This is a genomic window from Sphingomonas sp. G5 (assembly GCF_052660795.1).
The window spans coordinates 120,669-136,830 of sequence record NZ_CP109660.1; the positions used below are offsets into that span (position 1 = coordinate 120,669).

19 protein-coding genes are annotated in these 16,162 nt (G+C 70.1%); 7 read left to right on the forward strand and 12 right to left on the reverse strand.

Annotated elements, in window-relative coordinates; genetic code table 11:
• The first annotated feature begins 67 nt into the window (after positions 1 to 67).
• Genes NE358_RS00590 through NE358_RS00600 form a run of 3 tightly spaced genes read left to right on the forward strand, consistent with a single transcriptional unit; the run spans position 68 to position 1,755 of the window.
• A complete protein-coding gene (locus NE358_RS00590) occupies positions 68 to 340 on the forward strand; it encodes a helix-turn-helix transcriptional regulator (RefSeq protein ID WP_115916228.1) in 273 nt (90 codons plus the stop codon).
• A 44-nt stretch (positions 341 to 384) separates the two neighbouring features.
• On the forward strand, positions 385 to 759 hold the full coding sequence (locus NE358_RS00595) for an ArsR/SmtB family transcription factor (RefSeq protein WP_141376920.1): 375 nt from the start codon (positions 385 to 387) through the stop codon (positions 757 to 759).
• An 18-nt stretch (positions 760 to 777) separates the two neighbouring features.
• Entirely contained in the window at positions 778 to 1,755 is a 978-nt protein-coding gene (locus NE358_RS00600) for an SRPBCC family protein (RefSeq protein ID WP_141376918.1), read from the forward strand.
• A gap of 164 nt (positions 1,756 to 1,919) precedes the next feature.
• On the opposite strand, the gene fdhA is transcribed toward NE358_RS00600, so the two are convergent.
• From fdhA to NE358_RS00620, 4 genes are all read right to left on the reverse strand, one after another.
• A complete protein-coding gene (fdhA, locus tag NE358_RS00605) occupies positions 1,920 to 3,137 on the reverse strand; it encodes a formaldehyde dehydrogenase, glutathione-independent (RefSeq protein WP_141376916.1) in 1,218 nt (405 codons plus the stop codon).
• Between the two features lie 197 nt (positions 3,138 to 3,334).
• On the reverse strand, positions 3,335 to 3,769 hold the full coding sequence (locus tag NE358_RS00610; RefSeq protein ID WP_141376914.1) for a hypothetical protein: 435 nt from the start codon (positions 3,767 to 3,769) through the stop codon (positions 3,335 to 3,337).
• A 148-nt stretch (positions 3,770 to 3,917) separates the two neighbouring features.
• Positions 3,918 to 4,373, reverse strand: coding sequence for a Fe-S cluster assembly sulfur transfer protein SufU (gene sufU, locus NE358_RS00615; protein WP_103211031.1), 456 nt, complete (start codon positions 4,371 to 4,373; stop codon positions 3,918 to 3,920).
• Positions 4,370 to 5,611, reverse strand: coding sequence for an aminotransferase class V-fold PLP-dependent enzyme (locus tag NE358_RS00620; RefSeq protein ID WP_289940431.1), 1,242 nt, complete (start codon positions 5,609 to 5,611; stop codon positions 4,370 to 4,372). Before NE358_RS00620 ends, sufU begins: the two co-directional genes overlap by 4 nt.
• 112 nt (positions 5,612 to 5,723) lie before the next feature.
• On the opposite strand from NE358_RS00620, the gene NE358_RS00625 reads away from it, so the two are divergent.
• The 3 genes from NE358_RS00625 to NE358_RS00635 all read left to right on the forward strand — a co-directional run bounded on the left by NE358_RS00625 (position 5,724) and on the right by NE358_RS00635 (position 7,095).
• A complete protein-coding gene (locus tag NE358_RS00625; protein WP_289940432.1) occupies positions 5,724 to 6,155 on the forward strand; it encodes a chemotaxis protein CheY in 432 nt (143 codons plus the stop codon).
• Positions 6,152 to 6,463 carry a winged helix-turn-helix domain-containing protein gene (locus NE358_RS00630; RefSeq protein ID WP_103211037.1) on the forward strand — a complete coding sequence of 104 codons (312 nt, stop codon included), beginning with the start codon at positions 6,152 to 6,154 and terminating at the stop codon, positions 6,461 to 6,463. The genes NE358_RS00625 and NE358_RS00630 overlap by 4 nt, the downstream gene beginning before the upstream one ends.
• A 155-nt stretch (positions 6,464 to 6,618) precedes the next feature.
• Positions 6,619 to 7,095, forward strand: a complete 477-nt coding sequence (locus NE358_RS00635; RefSeq protein ID WP_289940433.1) for a hypothetical protein — start codon at positions 6,619 to 6,621, stop codon at positions 7,093 to 7,095.
• Between the two features lie 238 nt (positions 7,096 to 7,333).
• Here NE358_RS00635 and NE358_RS00640 read toward each other — a convergent pair whose 3' ends face one another.
• From NE358_RS00640 to NE358_RS00675, 8 genes are read right to left on the reverse strand one after another with little or no spacing between them, the layout of a single operon-like run.
• Positions 7,334 to 8,005, reverse strand: a complete 672-nt coding sequence (locus NE358_RS00640) for a response regulator (protein ID WP_103211041.1) — start codon at positions 8,003 to 8,005, stop codon at positions 7,334 to 7,336.
• Positions 8,002 to 10,524, reverse strand: a complete 2,523-nt coding sequence (locus NE358_RS00645; RefSeq protein WP_116238851.1) for a DUF4118 domain-containing protein — start codon at positions 10,522 to 10,524, stop codon at positions 8,002 to 8,004. Before NE358_RS00645 ends, NE358_RS00640 begins: the two co-directional genes overlap by 4 nt.
• Positions 10,521 to 10,676: a hypothetical protein gene (locus NE358_RS00650; RefSeq protein WP_170210663.1), complete on the reverse strand. Its 156-nt coding sequence runs from the start codon at positions 10,674 to 10,676 to the stop codon at positions 10,521 to 10,523. The genes NE358_RS00645 and NE358_RS00650 overlap by 4 nt, the downstream gene beginning before the upstream one ends.
• Before the next feature lie 18 nt (positions 10,677 to 10,694).
• Entirely contained in the window at positions 10,695 to 11,279 is a 585-nt protein-coding gene (kdpC, locus tag NE358_RS00655; protein WP_289940434.1) for a potassium-transporting ATPase subunit KdpC, read from the reverse strand.
• A gap of 11 nt (positions 11,280 to 11,290) precedes the next feature.
• Positions 11,291 to 13,426 (reverse strand): potassium-transporting ATPase subunit KdpB, encoded by a 2,136-nt coding sequence (gene kdpB / locus NE358_RS00660; protein WP_289940435.1) that lies wholly within the window; start codon positions 13,424 to 13,426, stop codon positions 11,291 to 11,293.
• Positions 13,426 to 15,111: a potassium-transporting ATPase subunit KdpA gene (gene kdpA / locus NE358_RS00665; RefSeq protein WP_141376904.1), complete on the reverse strand. Its 1,686-nt coding sequence runs from the start codon at positions 15,109 to 15,111 to the stop codon at positions 13,426 to 13,428. Before kdpA ends, kdpB begins: the two co-directional genes overlap by 1 nt.
• A gap of 3 nt (positions 15,112 to 15,114) precedes the next feature.
• Positions 15,115 to 15,204 (reverse strand): K(+)-transporting ATPase subunit F, encoded by a 90-nt coding sequence (gene kdpF, locus NE358_RS00670; protein ID WP_074696280.1) that lies wholly within the window; start codon positions 15,202 to 15,204, stop codon positions 15,115 to 15,117.
• The gene (locus tag NE358_RS00675; protein ID WP_170210662.1) at positions 15,201 to 15,341 is read right to left on the reverse strand and encodes a hypothetical protein; all 141 of its coding nucleotides are present in this window, start codon (positions 15,339 to 15,341) and stop codon (positions 15,201 to 15,203) included. Before NE358_RS00675 ends, kdpF begins: the two co-directional genes overlap by 4 nt.
• A 281-nt stretch (positions 15,342 to 15,622) precedes the next feature.
• On the opposite strand from NE358_RS00675, the gene arfB reads away from it, so the two are divergent.
• Positions 15,623 to 16,060, forward strand: a complete 438-nt coding sequence (gene arfB / locus NE358_RS00680; RefSeq protein WP_289940441.1) for an alternative ribosome rescue aminoacyl-tRNA hydrolase ArfB — start codon at positions 15,623 to 15,625, stop codon at positions 16,058 to 16,060.
• Positions 16,061 to 16,162 lie beyond the last annotated feature (102 nt).

The following is a 16,162-nucleotide window of genomic DNA, read 5'->3' on the forward strand; positions in this document are numbered from 1 at the left end:
TGTCAAAAAACAGGTAATGATTAACCGGTGCTTTGATTCCGGTACCGCGGGTCAGTATGCTGTGGCGATGACGACATGGACGTTTCTGACCAACCACGCCCATGTGTTCATCTACGTCGCCCGCGACCCCGGTGCCCGCGTGCGTGAGATCGCGGATGCCGTCGGCATCACGGAGCGCACCGCGCACGGCATCCTGGCCGACCTCGTCGACGCCGGGTATCTGAAGCGCGAGAAGGAGGGTCGACGCAATCGGTACGAGTGCGTCGAAGACCTCCCGCTGCGCCACCCGATCGAGAGCGATCACCCCGTGGGGGCGTTGCTGCAGGCGTTGCGGGGCTGAGCGCCTCCTGTACGAGTGGCTCCGCGGCGCTAACGTGCAATCAAATGGTTGAACATAAGAGCGCCGCCGACATCGACCGCGTCTTCCACGCCCTGGCCGATGCGACGCGCCGCGACATCGTGCGGCGCACCCTCGTCTCCGAACAGTCGGTGACGCAGCTCGCCGCAGCGTACGCGATGTCGTTCGCCGCCGTGTCGAAGCACGTCGCCGTGCTCGCCGAGGCGCGACTCATCACCAAGCGTGCGGAGGGGAGGGTGCGACTCGTGTCCGCCGACCCCACCGCGCTCGCCCGGGTGCAGGAACTGCTGCGCTCGTACGAAGACCTCTGGCGCGGCCGCGTCGACCGACTCGAAGCGATCCTGCTCGAAGACGCCGGGGTGCCGGCATCCGTTCCGCCCTCCGAACCCACCGAGATCTGAACCGACGAAGGAGTCGTCATGCCCGTCACATCTGTCGAGAGCGACGCTGCAGCGCTCACCATGACCCTGATCGCCGACTTCGCGGTCGGCGTCGAGAGGCTCTGGGCGGTGTTCACCGATCCGCGTCAGCTCGAGCGGTTCTGGGGTCCTCCCGGGTGGCCCGCGACCTTCGCATCGTTCGACTGCGCGGTGGGTGGCCGGGCGCGCTACGCCATGGCCAGCGCCACCGGCGAGGTCGCGCGAGGGAGCTGGGAGTTCCTCGCCATCGATGCGCCGCGGGGCTTCGAGGTGATCGACTCCTTCGTCGACGAGAACGGCGACCCCATCGACGGCATGCCCGCCATGCGCATGACCTTCTCGTTCGACGAGACCGCGACCGGGTCGCGGCTGACGAACGTCACGTACTTCGACTCCGAAGAGGCGCTCGAGCAGCTCACTGCGATGGGCGCGGTCGAGGGCTCGACGCTCGCGATGAACCAGCTCGACGCCGTGGTGCAGGATCTGCGCGCATTCGCTCAGGGCAAGGGCACACAGCTCGAGATCCTCGACGACCGGCACGTGCGCATCACGCGTCTGATCGACGGGCCGCGTGAGCTCGTCTGGCGCGCGCACGTCGACCCCGACCTGATGCGACAGTGGATGCTCGGCCCCGACGGCTGGCGCATGACGCACCGCGAGGTCGACCGGCGTGAGGGCGGCACGTACCGGATCGCGTGGGAGCCCGAGCCCGGCGCCGAGGGAGAGCCCTTCGGCTTCGACGGCGAGATCCTGCTCCTCGACGAGCCCCGCCGCATGGTGCAGACGGAGCACATGACCGGCACCGATTACCCCGCGACGATCAATGACTTGTCGCTGTACGAAGAGGACGGCGCGACCCTGGTGACCCTGCTGATCGAGTATCCGGATGCCGAGACCCGCGACGCCGTGCTGGCCACGGGCATGGTGGACGGGATGGAGCAGAGCTTTCAGCGGATGGAGCGGGTCGTCCTCGGGTGATCGGCGCGCGACTCCTGCAGATCGGCGGGTGGCCCCGAGAGAGGCCCTAGTGGTGCGGGGGTGAGTCTCCCGCGCACGGAAGCTCGCAGAACCGCGCGGATCTCGCAGGATCCAGGAGGAAGGCTGCGAGGAAGGGCCGGCTCTGCGCGCTCCGGTGCGGGTGATCAGCTCGTGATGTACCCGTTCGGGTTCAGCACGTACTTGCGCGGGGCGCCCTTGTCGAAGTCGGCGTAGCCCTGTGGGGCGTCGTCGAGGCTGATGGGCGTGGCGTTGACGGCTTTCGCGATCTGTACCTTGTCGTGCAGGATCGCCATCATCAGCTGCCGGTTGTACTTCATCACCGGGCACTGACCGGTCGTGAACGACAGCGACTTCGCCCAGCCGAGGCCGAGTCGCAGCGACAGCGAACCGACCTTCGCGGCCTCGTCGACCCCGCCCGGGTCGCCGGTCACGTACAGGCCCGGGATGCCGACCCCGCCGCCCGCCGCGGTCACGGTGAACAGCGAGTTGAGCACCGTCGCCGGGGCCTCGTGGCCCGCGTCGGACCCGTGACCGCGTGCCTCGAAGCCGACCGCGTCGACCGCGGCATCCACTTCGGGGACACCGAGGATCTGCTCGATCTGTTCTCCGGGGTCGCCCTTCGACACGTCGACGCTCTCGAACCCGAGCGAGCGCACCTGCGCCAGGCGCTCCGGGTTGAGGTCGCCGACGAGCACCGCGGCCGCGCCCAGCAGCTGCGCGCCGACGGCGGCGGCGATGCCCACCGGTCCCGCACCGGCGATGTACACCGTCGATCCGGGGCGGACGCCCGCGGTGTACGCGCCGTGGAAGCCCGTGGGGAAGATGTCGGACAGCATCGTGAGGTCGAGGATCTTCTCCAGCGCCTGTTCGCGGTCGGGGAACACCAGCAGGTTCCAGTCGGCGTAGGGCACGAGCACGTACTCGGCCTGACCGCCGACCCAGCCGCCCATGTCGACGTAGCCGTAGGCGCTGCCGGGGCGGTCGGGGTTCACGTTCAGGCAGATGCCGGTCTTGCCCTCCTTGCAGTTGCGGCAGCGGCCGCACGCGATGTTGAAGGGGACCGAGACGATGTCGCCGACCTTGACGAACTCGACGTCGGGTCCGACCTCGATCACCTCACCGGTGATCTCGTGACCGAGCACGAGGCCGGCCGGAGCCGTGGTGCGCCCGCGCACCATGTGCTGGTCGGAGCCGCAGATGTTGGTGGAGACGGTGCGCAGGATTGCACCGTGCGGGACCTTGCGGCCCACATTCGCCGGGTTGACGCCCGGTCCGTCCTTCAGTTCGAACTCGGGGTAGGGAGTGTCGATGACTTCCACGACACCGGGCTCTTTGTACGCCACTGCCTTGTTGCCGGACATCTTCGTCCTCTCCGGCCGGGTCGTCCCGGCCTGATCGTGTCCCGCGGTGCGGGGGCCGCGGCCCCGTCCGACGCGGCACTACCGGGTTCGGCGGTGAGAGACGCGAAGGATGCCCTCAGCCAAGACGTGGACGCCGGACGCGTCAAGGGATGGCGCGAGAAGCCGCCCGGTGCATCATGCGGCCGATGGTCGTTCGGTCAGGACGAGGGTGCCGCCCGCCGGACGGCCTCGCGGATGCGCTCCTCGACCTCGTCCGTCACCTCGACCACGGCGAACGAGACCGGCCACATCGGACCGTCGTCGAGCTGAGCGCTGTCGTCGAAGCTGACCGTTCCATATCGCGTCTTGAACTTCGAGGCCGGCTGGTAGAACACCACGACCTTCCCGTTCTTGGCATAGGCGGGGAAGCCGTAGAAGGTCTTGGGGTTCAGGTGCCCCGCCTCTTCGAGCACGATCACGTGCAGGCGCTCCGCGACCGCGCGGTCGACGCCCTCCAGCTTCTCGATCGCCTCGAGGCAGGCTTCGTTCTCCTTCTGCAGCTTCGCCAGGCCCTTCAGGCCCTTCATCGCCCTCAGCTCCTCGGCGCGCTGCTTCATCGCCGCGCGTTCTTCTTCGCTGAATCCGGTGGCCATGGCATCCGCCTTCGTTGAGGTCTGACCGAAAGAGTAGCGCGCGTCAGGCCCGCGTATCCTCCGGGATTCGCGCAACCTCAGCTCGGATCAGTGGATGCCGGCTGACTTTGCGTGGATCGCTGAGGTGATGCCGCTCGCGGCGCCGCGCTCAGGCCTGCCGCAGCCCCTCTTCCAGCGCGACCCACGCGAGCATCGCGCACTTCACGCGCGCCGTGAACTTCGAAACACCCGAGAGGGCGGCGGCGTCGGCGAAGGTCTCCTCGTCGAGGGGAATCTTGCCGCGGGAGCGCAGCGACTCCCGGAACGACGCGATCAGCGCTTCGGCGTCGGCGCGCGGCATCCCTTCGTCTCCGCCGTCTTCCTGCAGCAGGGCGACGAGCATCGAGGCCGAGGCTTGCGAGATCGAGCAGCCGGCGCCCTCCCACGTGACTGAGGTGATGCGGTCGTCGTCGACCGACACGCGCAGAGTGATCTCGTCGCCGCAGATCGGGTTGCGCTGGTGCACGGTCGCGCTGTGAGCCCCGGGATCGGCGAGGCCGAAGCCGCGCCGGTTCTTCGCGTGGTCGAGGATCAGCTCCTGGTACAGGGACTCGAGGCCGCTCACGCGCCCACCCCGAAGAAGCCGCGCACGCCCGAGACGGCGTCGAGGAGGGTGTCGATCTCGTCCTCCGTGGTGTGTATCGCGGCACTCGCGCGGACCGACGCCGTCATGCCGAAGCGACGGTGCAGCGGCTGCGCGCAGTGATGGCCGACGCGGACGGCGACCCCGCGCGAGTCGAGGAACTGACCCACGTCGTGTGCGTGCACCCCCTCGACCTCGAAGGCCTGCAGGGCGACCCGCTCCGCGGCATCCGTGTCTCCGAGAAGACGGATGCCGTCGATCGAGCGGAGGCCCTCGCGCAGGCGTGTCTCGAGTCTCGCTTCGTAGGCATGGGCGGCGTCGAGGTCGTGCTCGCCAAGCCATCGGACCGCGGTGGCGAGGGCGACCGCCTGCGACACCGGCTGCGTTCCCGCCTCGAAGCGCTGCGGCGCGGGCAGGTACTCGGCCTTGTCGAGGGTGACGGTCGTGATCATCGATCCGCCGGTGGTGAAGGGCGGCAGGCTGTCGAGCACCTCGTCGCGACCCCAGAGCGCGCCGATGCCGTACGGCCCGTAGATCTTGTGCCCCGAGAACACGGCGAGATCGACCCCGGATGCCGGCAGGTCGAGGCGCAGGTGAGGGGCCGACTGGCACGCGTCGAGCACCGTCAGTGCGCCGACGCCGCGGGCCAGGGTGACGAGCTTCGCGACGGGGTTCACGATGCCGAGCACGTTCGACACGTGCGGGAAGGCGACGACCTTCGTGCGCGCACCGATGAGGTCGGCAGCGGCGTGCAGGTCGAGCATGCCGTCGTCGAGCACGGGGATGTGGCGCAGACGCGCCCCCGTGCGGGCGGCCAGCTCTTGCCACGGGATGAGGTTGGCGTGGTGCTCGGCCTCGGTGACGACGATCTCATCGCCCTCGCGCAGACGCCCGGCGTACCCCAGCGAGCCGGCCACGAGGTTGAGGCCCGCGGTGGCGCCGCTCGACCACACGAGTTGCTCGGGCTCGGCGCCCACGAACTCGGCGACGGAGACGCGCGAGTCTTCGAACAGCTCGGTGGCCTCGGCTGCGAGGGTGTGTGCTCCGCGGTGCACGGCGGAATTGGCCGTCTCGAGGAAGGCGCGCTCGGCGTCGAGAACGGCGCGCGGCTTCTGGCTCGTCGCGCCTGAGTCGAGGTAGACGAGGGGGCGACCGTCGATCTCGGTCTCGAGGATCGGGAAATCGGCGCGTACGGCGTCGACATCGAAGGGGAGGGTCACCCCTCCAGGCTACGTCGCGTTGTGGGGCGGGGTGCCGCGAGGCGAAGAAAAGGAGAAAGTACTTGCCAAAGTGGAAAGTAGTTGCGATGATCGAACTAACGAAAGGATCGCCATGGACCACACGCCCGCGATGACCGCGTCGGAAGCCCAACTGCTGCTCGATCGCGCCGACCGCCTCAGCCACGCCGCACACAACGCAACGCGGTGGCCGTACATCAGCTTCATCCTCGCGCTCGGGGTGGCGACCTCGATGGGCACCTTCGCGATGGCCGTCACGACCGGAGATACGTTCGGCCTCGCCTACGTGAGCTTGCTGGCCGTCGTATTCACCCTCATCATCTTCTTCGTCGTCAGCATCCAAGGCCGCGCCGCCTTCGCCCGCGGCCGCCGCTGGACCGCCTACATCGCGAGCTGGTTCGCGTCGTACGCGCTCGCCCTGGCAGTCGTCATCTGGGCGCACGGCGACGTGCTGCTCGCGGCGCTGGCCTCGGGCCTCGTGCTCGTCGTCTCGCTGGTCTGCGCGGCGCGCGAGGCTCGGTCGTGACCACGTCGACCCCGCATCCCCGGCACCGGCTCGACGAGCTGCTGCAGAACTCCGTGCGGTTCTCGATCCTCGCGGCTCTCGACCGGGCGACCACGCTGAGCTTCAAGGAGGTTCGGGATGCCGTCGAGGTCACCGACTCCGCGCTGAGCAAGCAGGTCTCGACGCTCGAGGGCGCCGGCTACATCGCTGTGGGGAAGTCGTTCGCGGGCAAGATGCCCCGCACCTCGCTCACCCTGACGAAGGAGGGGCGAGCGGCGTGGAGGAGCCACCTCGACACGCTCCGCGAGATCGCGGGGACGTCGGTCTGAGCCGTTCGATCGTTCGACACCGCGTCTCACCGCCTCCTCATGGACGAGTCGATGAGACGCGGTGTCGTGCGCGAAGAGTGAGGAAGTCGAACCGGCCCGTTCGGAAACCGTGAGCACCGGCTGATCGCCCTCGCCGCGCGCGTAGACCGGATGCCATGACCCTCACGGCCCTGCTCCCCACCCTTCGATCCAGCATCCCGGCGCCCTTCGACGCCGCACTCTGGCCGGCGGGCTCGACCCCCACGCTCGACGACGTCACCGTGCGGGCCGTGTCGGTCGGTCGTTTCGCCGACATCTGCGGCACGCCCTGCGTCTGCACGGGCCCCGCGGTGATTCCGGCGTCGGGCGGGGTGGCATCCGCGACCCTCTCGACGACCGTGGTGATCGCGACCGTGACGGATGCCATGCCCGATACGCTGCGCCTCGATGCCTGCGTCGCCGGGCTCGAGGCCGTCTGGCGCGAGGCGCGGCTCATCGGCCGCGTGTCCCGCGCGTACGACGAGCCGTTCGCCGTCGTCGACGCGCACGGCGAGGAACCGTGCGGCACGGTCGTGCTGCCCGGGGACGTCTGCGTGGGCGATCGCATCGCCTTTCCCTGCCCCGGATGCCACACCGTCGGCGAGGTCCGCTGATGCTGCTGCACTCGATCGTCTTCGCCTCCCGCTGCGCCCGGGTACAGGCGGAATTCCTTGCCGCGGAGGCCGAGGACGAGGCGGCCGACGTGCGTGACTCCTGAGTGTCAGGACCGGCTCCGGCGGCAGCCGGCTCGGGCCCCGGTGCCGGCGCGTCTTTCCGACCGGGGGGTAAGCCGCCGCGGCGCGAATCTCAAGAGATTCGCGCGCTCGCGGCGGTCGTCCGGCCCGGGCCCGCTCAGACGACGAGCCGGTACCCCATCCCCTGCTCGGTGAGCAGGTGCGCGGGCGCCGACGGGTCGACCTCGAGCTTCTTTCGCAGTTGCGACATGTACAGCCGCAGATATCCCGAGTCGGCGACCTGTTCGCTCGCCCAGATCTCCTTCAGCAGCGTCTGTCGCGTCACGAGAGAACCGGGGTTGCGGGCGAGGAACTCGAGCATGCGCCACTCGGTCGGGGTGAGATGCACCCGGGTGCCGCCGCGCAGCACGGCTTTCGCCGACAGGTCGACCTCGACGTCGCCGAAGCGCACCACGGCGTCCCCCGCCGACGGCACCGAGCGTCGCGCGTGCACACGCAGGCGCGCCAGCAGCTCGTCGATCTGGAACGGCTTGGTGACGAAGTCGTCTGCCCCGGCGTCGAGCGCCTCGACCTTGTCAGCCGAGCCCGTGCGGCCCGAGACGACGATGATCGGGGCCGTCGTCCACCCGCGCAGGGCGTGGATCACCTGCACCCCGTCGAGGTGCGGCATCCCGAGGTCGAGAAGGACGATGTCGGGGTGCGATTGCGCGGCGAGGGTGACCGCCGCGGCACCGTCGGCCGCCGCCACCACGTCGTAGCCGTGCGCGGCGAGCGTGATGCGAAGGGCCCGCACCAACTGCGGGTCGTCGTCGGCGATGAGTACCTTCACGGCATCCTCCTCGAGATTCCGGATGCCATGGCCTCCGCATCGGCCACGGGCAGCGCCACGACCATGGTGAGGCCGCCGCCGGGGGTGTCCTCCGGGGTGAGCGTGCCGCCCATGCCCTCGGCGAAGCCGCGCGAGAGCGCGAGGCCCAGCCCCAGGCCCGCGGTGTTGTCGGTGTCGCCCAGGCGCTGGAAGGGCGAGAACATGTCCTCGCGGCGGTCGGCGGCGATGCCGGGGCCGTGGTCGATCACGCGGATCTCGGCGGTGCCGCCGAGGCGGCTCGTCGCGATGCGGACGCGTTCGCCGTCGGGCGAGTAGCGCTGGGCGTTGGCGAGCACGTTCACCAGAACGCGCTGCAGCAGCACGGGGTCGGCGCGCAGCATCGGCAGGTCGGGATCGAGCGCGAGCTCGACGTCGTCGGGGCCGAGGTCGAGCTCGTCGAGGGCGGAGAGCACGACGCCCGCGGCATCCGTCGCCGTCAGAGACACGGCGAGCACGCCGGCCTGCACGCGGCTCACGTCGAGCAGGTCGGTGACCAGCACGGACAGGGTCGCAAGGCTTTCGTCGGCGGTTTCGAGCAACACCCGGCGGTCGTCGTCGGAGAGCTGGTCGCCGGCGGCGCGCAGGCCGCCGAGCGAGGCGACGGCGGCGGCGAGCGGACGGCGGAGGTCATGGCTGACGGCCGACAGCAGGGCGGTGCGCACCTGGTCGGTCTCGGCGAGTGCCCCGGCCTCGGCCGCGGTCTCGGCCAGATCGGTGCGCTCGAGGGCGGCGGCGAGCTGCGCCACGACCACGTCGAGCAGGCGCCGTTCCGAGGCATCGAGGTCGCCGCCGTGCAGCTCGAGGGTCGCGCGGCCGTCGCCCACGGGCACGATGACCGCGCGATCGTCGCGCACCGGCTCCCCGTCGGTGGCGAGCACCGTGCCGTCGGTCGCGATCAGGCGGACACCGGCGAGGCCGAACGCCTCGCGTGCGCGGCTGATGAGCGCGGGCACGGCGCTCTCTCCCCGCAGCACGCTGCCGGCGATCGTGGCGAGCATCTCGGACTCCGCCGCGGCTCGTCGGGCCGCCCGCGCGCGGCGGGCGGCCTGGTCGACGACGACGCTGACGAGCACGGCGATGACGACGTAGAGCGTCAGCGACAGCGCGTGCGCGGGGTCGCTGATGGTGATCGTGTAGATGGGGGCGATGAACAGGAAGTCGAGCGTGACGCCCGACAGCACGGCCGCGAACACCGCCGGCCAGATGCCGCCGACGAGCGCGACGACCACGACCAGCAGCTGATAGGCCAGCACGTCGGCGGTGATCGACTCGTCGGAACCGGTCGCGATCATCAGCAGCGACAGAAGGGGCCCGCCGACCAGAGCCGTCACGAAGCCGAGGATGCGCCGCTTCGCGCTCAGCGCCGGGCCCGCGAGCCGGGGGAGCGTGAACCGGCCCCCCGCACGCGCGTGGTTGACGATGTGCACGTCGATGTCGCCCGAGGCGCGGATCACGGTCGCCCCGATGCCCGGTCCGGTCAGGGCCGCGCCGAGACGCCCGCGACGGCTTACCCCGATGACCAGCTGAGAGGCGTTGACCGATCGCGCGAAATCGACCAGGGCGGTGGCCACGTCATCGCCGACGACCTGGTGATACGTGCCGCCGAGGGTCTCGACGAGGGCGCGCTGTTCGGCGAGGGCGCCGGGGGCGCTCGCGCGCAGGCCGTCCTGCGTCGACACGTGCACGGCGAGCAGCTCACCGCCGGCGGAGCGTGCCGCGATCCGGGCGCCGCGGCGCAGCAGCGTCTCGCCCTCGGGACCCCCGGTGAGGGCCACCACGACGCGTTCGCGCGCTTGCCACGAGCCCTCGATGCCGTGCTCGGTGCGGTACCGCTGCAGGGCGGAGTCGACCTCGTCGGCGAGCCACAGCAGGGCGAGTTCGCGCAGCGCCGTGAGGTTGCCGAGACGGAAGTAGTTCGACAGGGCGGCGTCGATCCGCTCGGCCGGGTACACCGAGCCCGCCGCGAGGCGATCGCGCAGGGACTGCGGTGCCAGGTCGACGACCTCGATCTGATCGGCCGCCCGGACCACGGCATCCGGGACCGTCTCGCGCTGCACCACGCCGGTGATCTTCTCGACGACGTCGTTGAGCGATTCGATGTGCTGCACGTTCACGGTCGTGATCACGTCGATGCCCGCGTCGAGCAGCTCCTCGACGTCGGTCCAGCGCTTGCCGTTGCGAGAGCCGGGGACGTTGGTGTGCGCCAGCTCGTCGACGAGCGCGATTCTCGGGAGCCGTTCGAGCACGGCATCCAGGTCCATCTCGTCGAGCGCGACGCCGCGGTGCGCCACGGCCCGGCGCGGAACCACCTCGAGGCCTTCGGCTTGAGCGGCGGTGGCGGCACGGCCGTGCGTCTCGACGATCGCGATGACGACGTCGTGGCCCTCCGAGCGCAGCCGGCGCCCCTCCTCGAGCATCTCGTACGTCTTGCCGACGCCGGGGGCCATGCCCAGCAGCACGCGCAGGCGCCCGCGCTTCACGAGGCGTCCCCCGTGCGCGTTCCGTCGAGTGTCCAGAACTCGCCGCGCCCGCGAACGGCCAGCGGCATGTTCTGGACACTCGACCGGCGTTCCCGCACACGGCGCCGCCGCCGCACGGAGGGTGCGACGGCGGCGACGGGCGACAGGGTCATGACAGTGATTCTCGTCGCTCAGCGGGCGTCGAGCGCGCGGTTGAGCTCCACGACGTTCACGCGCGGGTCGCCGAGGTACCCGAGATCGCGGGGCAGCGTGTGCTCGGCGACGAGCGCGGAGACCTCGGATGACGGGATGCCGCGGGCTTGCGCGATGCGCGCGACCTGGCGTTCAGCGTTCTCGACCGAGACGTCGGGGTCGAGGCCCGAGCCCGAGGCGGTCACCGCGTCGGCGGGGATCGAGCCCGGGCCGTTCAGCGACTCGAACGTGGTCCGACCGTCCTGGATGGACGAGATCAGGTCGCTGTTCTCGGGGCCCAGGTTCGAGCCGGTCGAGGCCGAGGAGTCGTAGCTCGCAGCAGACGGTCGCGACTGGAAGTACTGCGGGAGCGCGTTGCCGTCGGCATCCTGGAACGACTGCCCGATCAGCTGCGAGCCGGCGACGGTCCCGTCGGCGGTCTTGATGAGCGATCCGTTCGCCTGGAACGGTAGGGCGACCTGTCCGACCGCGGTGATCAGCAGCATGTAGGCGACCCCGAGGAGGAGGGTGAAGACGACCATCGCGCGGACGGCGACGGCGGTGGTACGCAGGGTGGTGCGCATGACGGGGCCTTTCAGAAACCGGGGAGCAGGCTCACGACGAGGTCGATGAGCTTGATGCCGATGAAGGGGACGATGACGCCGCCGAGCCCGTAGACGAGCAGGTTGCGGCTGAGGATGCTCGACGCGCTCGCGGCGCGGTATTTCACGCCCCGCAGCGCGAGGGGGATGAGCACGATGATCACGATCGCGTTGAAGATGATCGCGCTCGTGACGGCGGATGCCGGGGAGTGCAGACCCATGATGTTCAGCGCCGCGAGGCCCGGGAACACGCCCATGAACATCGCCGGGATGATCGCGAAGTACTTCGCGATGTCGTTGGCGAGCGAGAACGTGGTCAGGGCGCCGCGCGTGATGAGCAGCTGCTTGCCGATGCGGACGATGTCGATGAGCTTGGTCGGGTCGGAATCGAGGTCGACCATGTTGCCGGCCTCTTTCGCCGCCGAGGTGCCCGTGTTCATCGCGACGCCCACATCGGCCTGCGCCAGGGCGGGAGCGTCGTTCGTGCCGTCGCCGGTCATCGCGACGAGGTTGCCGCCCTCCTGCTCGCGCTGGATGAGGGCGAGCTTGTCCTCGGGCGTCGCCTCGGCGAGGAAGTCGTCGACCCCGGCCTCGGCGGCGATCGCCTTCGCGGTGAGCGGGTTGTCGCCCGTGATCATCACGGTGCGGATCCCCATCGCGCGCAGCTCCTGGAAGCGCTCGCGCAGACCGTCCTTGACGACGTCCTTGAGGTGGATGACGCCGAGCACCTGCCCCACGCCCTTCGACAGGGTCGCGACCACCAGGGGCGTGCCGCCGGACTGGGCGATGGCATCCGTCTCGCTCATCAGCTGCGCGCGCAACGCCGGGGCGACCGGGCTGCCCGAGGCCTCGAGCCACGCGAGCACGGCCGAGCTCGCGCCCTTGCGCACCTGTGTGCCGTCGACCAGGTCGAGGCCGCTCATGCGAGTCTGGGCGGTGAAGGGTACGGGCTCCGCACCGCGGGGCATGTCGGCGACGATGCCTTGAGCTGCGGCCAGCTCGACCACCGAGACGCCCTCGGGCGTGGGGTCGGCCTGCGACGACAGCGAGGCGTACTCGGCGAGCTCGGGGCTCCCGACGCCCTTCATCGGCACGAAGGCCGACGCGCGACGGTTGCCGTAGGTGATGGTGCCGGTCTTATCCAGCAGCAGGGTGGTGACGTCTCCCGCGGCCTCGACCGCGCGACCCGACATCGCGAGCACGTTGCGCTGCACGAGACGGTCCATGCCCGCGATGCCGATCGCGCTCAGCAGAGCACCGATGGTCGTGGGGATCAGGCAGACCAGCAGCGCGACCAGGACCGGGATCGACACCGGCGACGCCGCATACGAGGCGATCGGGTTCAGCACCAGAACCACGACGACGAACACGATCGACAGGCTCGCGAGCAGGATGTTCAGCGCGATCTCGTTGGGCGTGCGCTGGCGCGACGCGCCCTCGACGAGCGCGATCATGCGGTCGACGAAGGTCTCGCCGGGCTTCGACGTGATCTTCACCACGATGCGGTCGCTGAGCACGCGCGTGCCGCCGGTGACGGCGCTGCGATCACCGCCCGACTCGCGGACGACCGGGGCCGACTCTCCCGTGATCGCCGACTCGTCGACGGTCGCGATGCCCGAGACGATGTCGCCGTCGCCGGGGATGAGTTCCCCGGTCTCGACCAGCACGATGTCGCCGACGCGGAGGTCGCCCGAGGGGACGTCTTCGGTGGCGGCACCGGATGCCGAGGGGTCGGTGGGGGAGTACGAGACCACGCGGCGGGCCGAGGTCGTCGTGCGGGTCTTGCGCAGGGTCGCGGCCTGCGCCTTGCCGCGGCCCTCGGCCACGGACTCGGCGATGTTCGCGAAGAACACCGTGAGCCACAGCCAGACCGCGATTCCCCAGGTGAAGCCGAAGGGGAGGCCGGTGTCGTCGCCGCCGAGGAACGGCTCGGCGATCGCGATGAGCGTCGTCAGGGCCGCACCGACCCAGACGAGGAACATCACGGGGTTGCGCCACTGGGCGGCGGGGTTGAGCTTCTTGGCCGCGCCCGGGAGGGCGGCGACGACCTGAGCGGCGCTGAACGCGCGGCGCGGGGCGGCCGGCGCCTCGTCGGCAGCGGGGACCGGCGCGTGGGTGAGGGTGGACATCAGCGGGTAAGTCCTTCAGCGAGGGGTCCGAGGGTGAGGACCGGGAAGTAGGTGAGGGCCGTGACGATCACGACGACGCCGGCGAGCAGACCCGCGAACTGCGGGCGGTGCGTCGGCAGGGTTCCGGCGGTGGAGGGCACGGCATCCTGGGCCGCGAGAGAACCCGCCAGGGCCAGCACGAACACGATCGGCAGGAACCGGCCGAGGAGCATCGCCACCCCCAGTGCCGTGTTGAACCACGGGGTGTTGGCCGTGAGACCGGCGAACGCGGAGCCGTTGTTGTTCGCCGCCGAGGTGAAGGCGTAGAGCACTTCGCTCAGGCCGTGCACGCCCGGATTGAGGATCGAGGTGGTCTCGACGTCGTCCCGGATGCCGGGAATCCCGAAGCTCAGCGCGGTTCCGGCGAGCACGAGCGTGGGTGTGACGAGGATGTACAGGCTCGCGAGCTTGATCTCTTTCGGCCCGATCTTCTTGCCCAGGTACTCGGGGGTGCGCCCGATCAGCAGGCCGCCGACGAACACCGCGATCACGGCGAGGATGAGCATGCCGTACAGGCCCGATCCGACACCGCCGGGGGCGATCTCACCGAGCATCATGTTGATCATCGGCATCATGCCGCCGAGCGCCGTGTAGCTGTCGTGCATCGAGTTGACCGCACCGGTCGAGGTCAGCGTGCTGGTCGTGCCGAAGAGCGTCGAACCGAAGATGCCGAAGCGCACCTCTTTGCCCTCCATGGCGCCGCCGGCGAGCATCGGGGCCGTCCCGTTCCCGGCCATCTCGGCCCAGGTGAGAAGAGCCGCGGATGCCACGAAGATCGCGCCCATGACGCCGAGGATCGTGTAGCCCTGGCGGTCGTCGTTCACGATCCGGCCGAAGGCACGGGGGAGCGAGAACGGGATCACCAGCATGAGGAAGATCTCGAAGAGGTTCGTCCAGGGGGTGGGGTTCTCGAACGGGTGGGCGGAGTTCGTGTTGAAGATCCCGCCGCCGTTGGTGCCGAGGAGCTTGATCGCCTCCTGCGAGGCGACCGGTCCGCCGGGGATCGACTGGGCCGCGCCCGCCACCGTCGTGGCATCCGTGAAGCCCGAGAGGTTCTGGATGACGCCACCGGCGAGCAGCACGACCGCCGCGACGATCGAGAACGGCAGCAGAAGGCGGTAGGTGCCGCGCACCAGGTCGACCCAGAAGTTGCCGATCACACCGCTGCGGCGGTAGGCGAACCCGCGCACGAGAGCGACCGCGATGGCGATGCCGACGGCCGCGCTGACGAAGTTCTGCACGGTGAGGGCGGCGAACTGCACGGTGTAGCCGAGCGTGGTCTCTCCGCCGTAGGACTGCCAGTTGGTGTTCGTGACGAAGGAGACGGCCGTGTTGAACGACAACGCCTCGCCCGGGGCGTCGAAGCCGAGAGAGAGCGGCAGCACGGCCTGCAGGCGCATGATCGCGTACACGAAGACGACCCCGACGAACGAGAACAGCAGCACCGAGCGCAGGTAGGCCTGCCAGGTCTGGGCGCTGCGGGGGTCGACGCCGATCAGGCGGTAGGTGCCCCGCTCGACGGCGAGGTCGCGCTGACCGGTGTAGATGCGGGCGATGTAGTCGCCGAGGGGGCGGTAGGCCAGGCCCAGGGCGACGAGAAGAGTGAGGCTGGTCAGGACGATCGACCAGATGGTTCCGCTATCCATGGGTCAGAACTTCTCCGGTCGGACGAGGGCGACCACGAGGTACACGACGGCGGCGACCGCGAGGACCGCGGCGAGGATCGAGAAGAAGATCACGGGCGCTCGCCCCCTCGTCCGGTGGTGCGGGACGTCGAGGGGCGGGCCTCGGGGCCCAGCTTCTCGACCCCCTTCGCGACGAGGGCGATCAGCGCGAAGAGCGCGACGATCGCGGCGAGGAAGACGGCATCGAGCACGACGACTCCAGATTCGGGTGTGTCCGCGGCGGACCGCGGGCGCCGCGGGGCGGCACGTGTGTCGATACAACTCCTCGAGGTCACGGCATCCCGGCGCCCTAACGCTTTCCCTACGGGTCGCCGACGGACACATACGGAGTGCTTACGGGGCGCTCTGCTCGATCGCCGCCGCCGCCGAGACGGCAACTCGCTGACATCCCGCTTGCAGGCTGACGCCGACGTGTCGGCCAGATGCAGTCTCGAGACCATCGGCGTCGGTGCCGACCGCGCATGATGGAGGCATGCTTTCCTCCGACGGATCCGACGTGCGCGTCAGCGCGGGGCTGGTGATCCCGGCGGCGGAGCTGTCGTGGCGGTTCTCGCGTTCCTCGGGCCCGGGCGGTCAGGGAGTGAACACCGCCGACTCGAGGGTCGAGTTGATGTGGGATGCCGCGGCCTCGACCGTTCTGTCGCGGGTGCAGCGTGAGCGGCTCATCGAGCGGCTCGGCGACCGGCTCGTCGGCGGGGTGCTGACGATCGCGGCATCCGAGCATCGGGCGCAGCTGCGCAATCGCGATGCCGCGCGGGCACGGCTCGCCGCTCTGGTGGCCGAGGCCGTGGCGCCTCCCGCCCCGCCGCGCCGCGCGACGAAGCCCACCCGCGGATCGAGGGAGCGCCGCCTGCAGGCCAAGCAGCGCCGCACCGACGTGAAGAGGATGCGCCGTCGTCCGACGGACTGACCCGCCCCGCCCCGCCATCCCGCCCTCCCTCCCGCCCTCCCGCCCCCTCCCCCCATGCCTGACGTTGAGTGTCCAAAACGCCCGGACGCTTTTGAAAACCGT

What these genes read in the sequence shown, in the direction of transcription:
- kdpC (WP_289940434.1), bottom strand. Translation starts at nt 11,279, where the DNA reads ATGCGCACCACCCTGCGTACCACCGCCGTCGCCGTCCGCGCGATGGTC.
- NE358_RS00590 (WP_115916228.1), top strand. Translation starts at nt 68, where the DNA reads ATGACGACATGGACGTTTCTGACCAACCACGCCCATGTGTTCATCTAC.
- NE358_RS00600 (WP_141376918.1), top strand. Translation starts at nt 778, where the DNA reads ATGCCCGTCACATCTGTCGAGAGCGACGCTGCAGCGCTCACCATGACC.
- kdpB (WP_289940435.1), bottom strand. Translation starts at nt 13,426, where the DNA reads ATGTCCACCCTCACCCACGCGCCGGTCCCCGCTGCCGACGAGGCGCCG.
- NE358_RS00625 (WP_289940432.1), top strand. Translation starts at nt 5,724, where the DNA reads ATGGACCACACGCCCGCGATGACCGCGTCGGAAGCCCAACTGCTGCTC.
- NE358_RS00595 (WP_141376920.1), top strand. Translation starts at nt 385, where the DNA reads ATGGTTGAACATAAGAGCGCCGCCGACATCGACCGCGTCTTCCACGCC.
- NE358_RS00650 (WP_170210663.1), bottom strand. Translation starts at nt 10,676, where the DNA reads ATGACCCTGTCGCCCGTCGCCGCCGTCGCACCCTCCGTGCGGCGGCGG.
- fdhA (WP_141376916.1), bottom strand. Translation starts at nt 3,137, where the DNA reads ATGTCCGGCAACAAGGCAGTGGCGTACAAAGAGCCCGGTGTCGTGGAA.
- kdpA (WP_141376904.1), bottom strand. Translation starts at nt 15,111, where the DNA reads ATGGATAGCGGAACCATCTGGTCGATCGTCCTGACCAGCCTCACTCTT.
- NE358_RS00610 (WP_141376914.1), bottom strand. Translation starts at nt 3,769, where the DNA reads ATGGCCACCGGATTCAGCGAAGAAGAACGCGCGGCGATGAAGCAGCGC.
- NE358_RS00635 (WP_289940433.1), top strand. Translation starts at nt 6,619, where the DNA reads ATGACCCTCACGGCCCTGCTCCCCACCCTTCGATCCAGCATCCCGGCG.
- arfB (WP_289940441.1), top strand. Translation starts at nt 15,623, where the DNA reads ATGCTTTCCTCCGACGGATCCGACGTGCGCGTCAGCGCGGGGCTGGTG.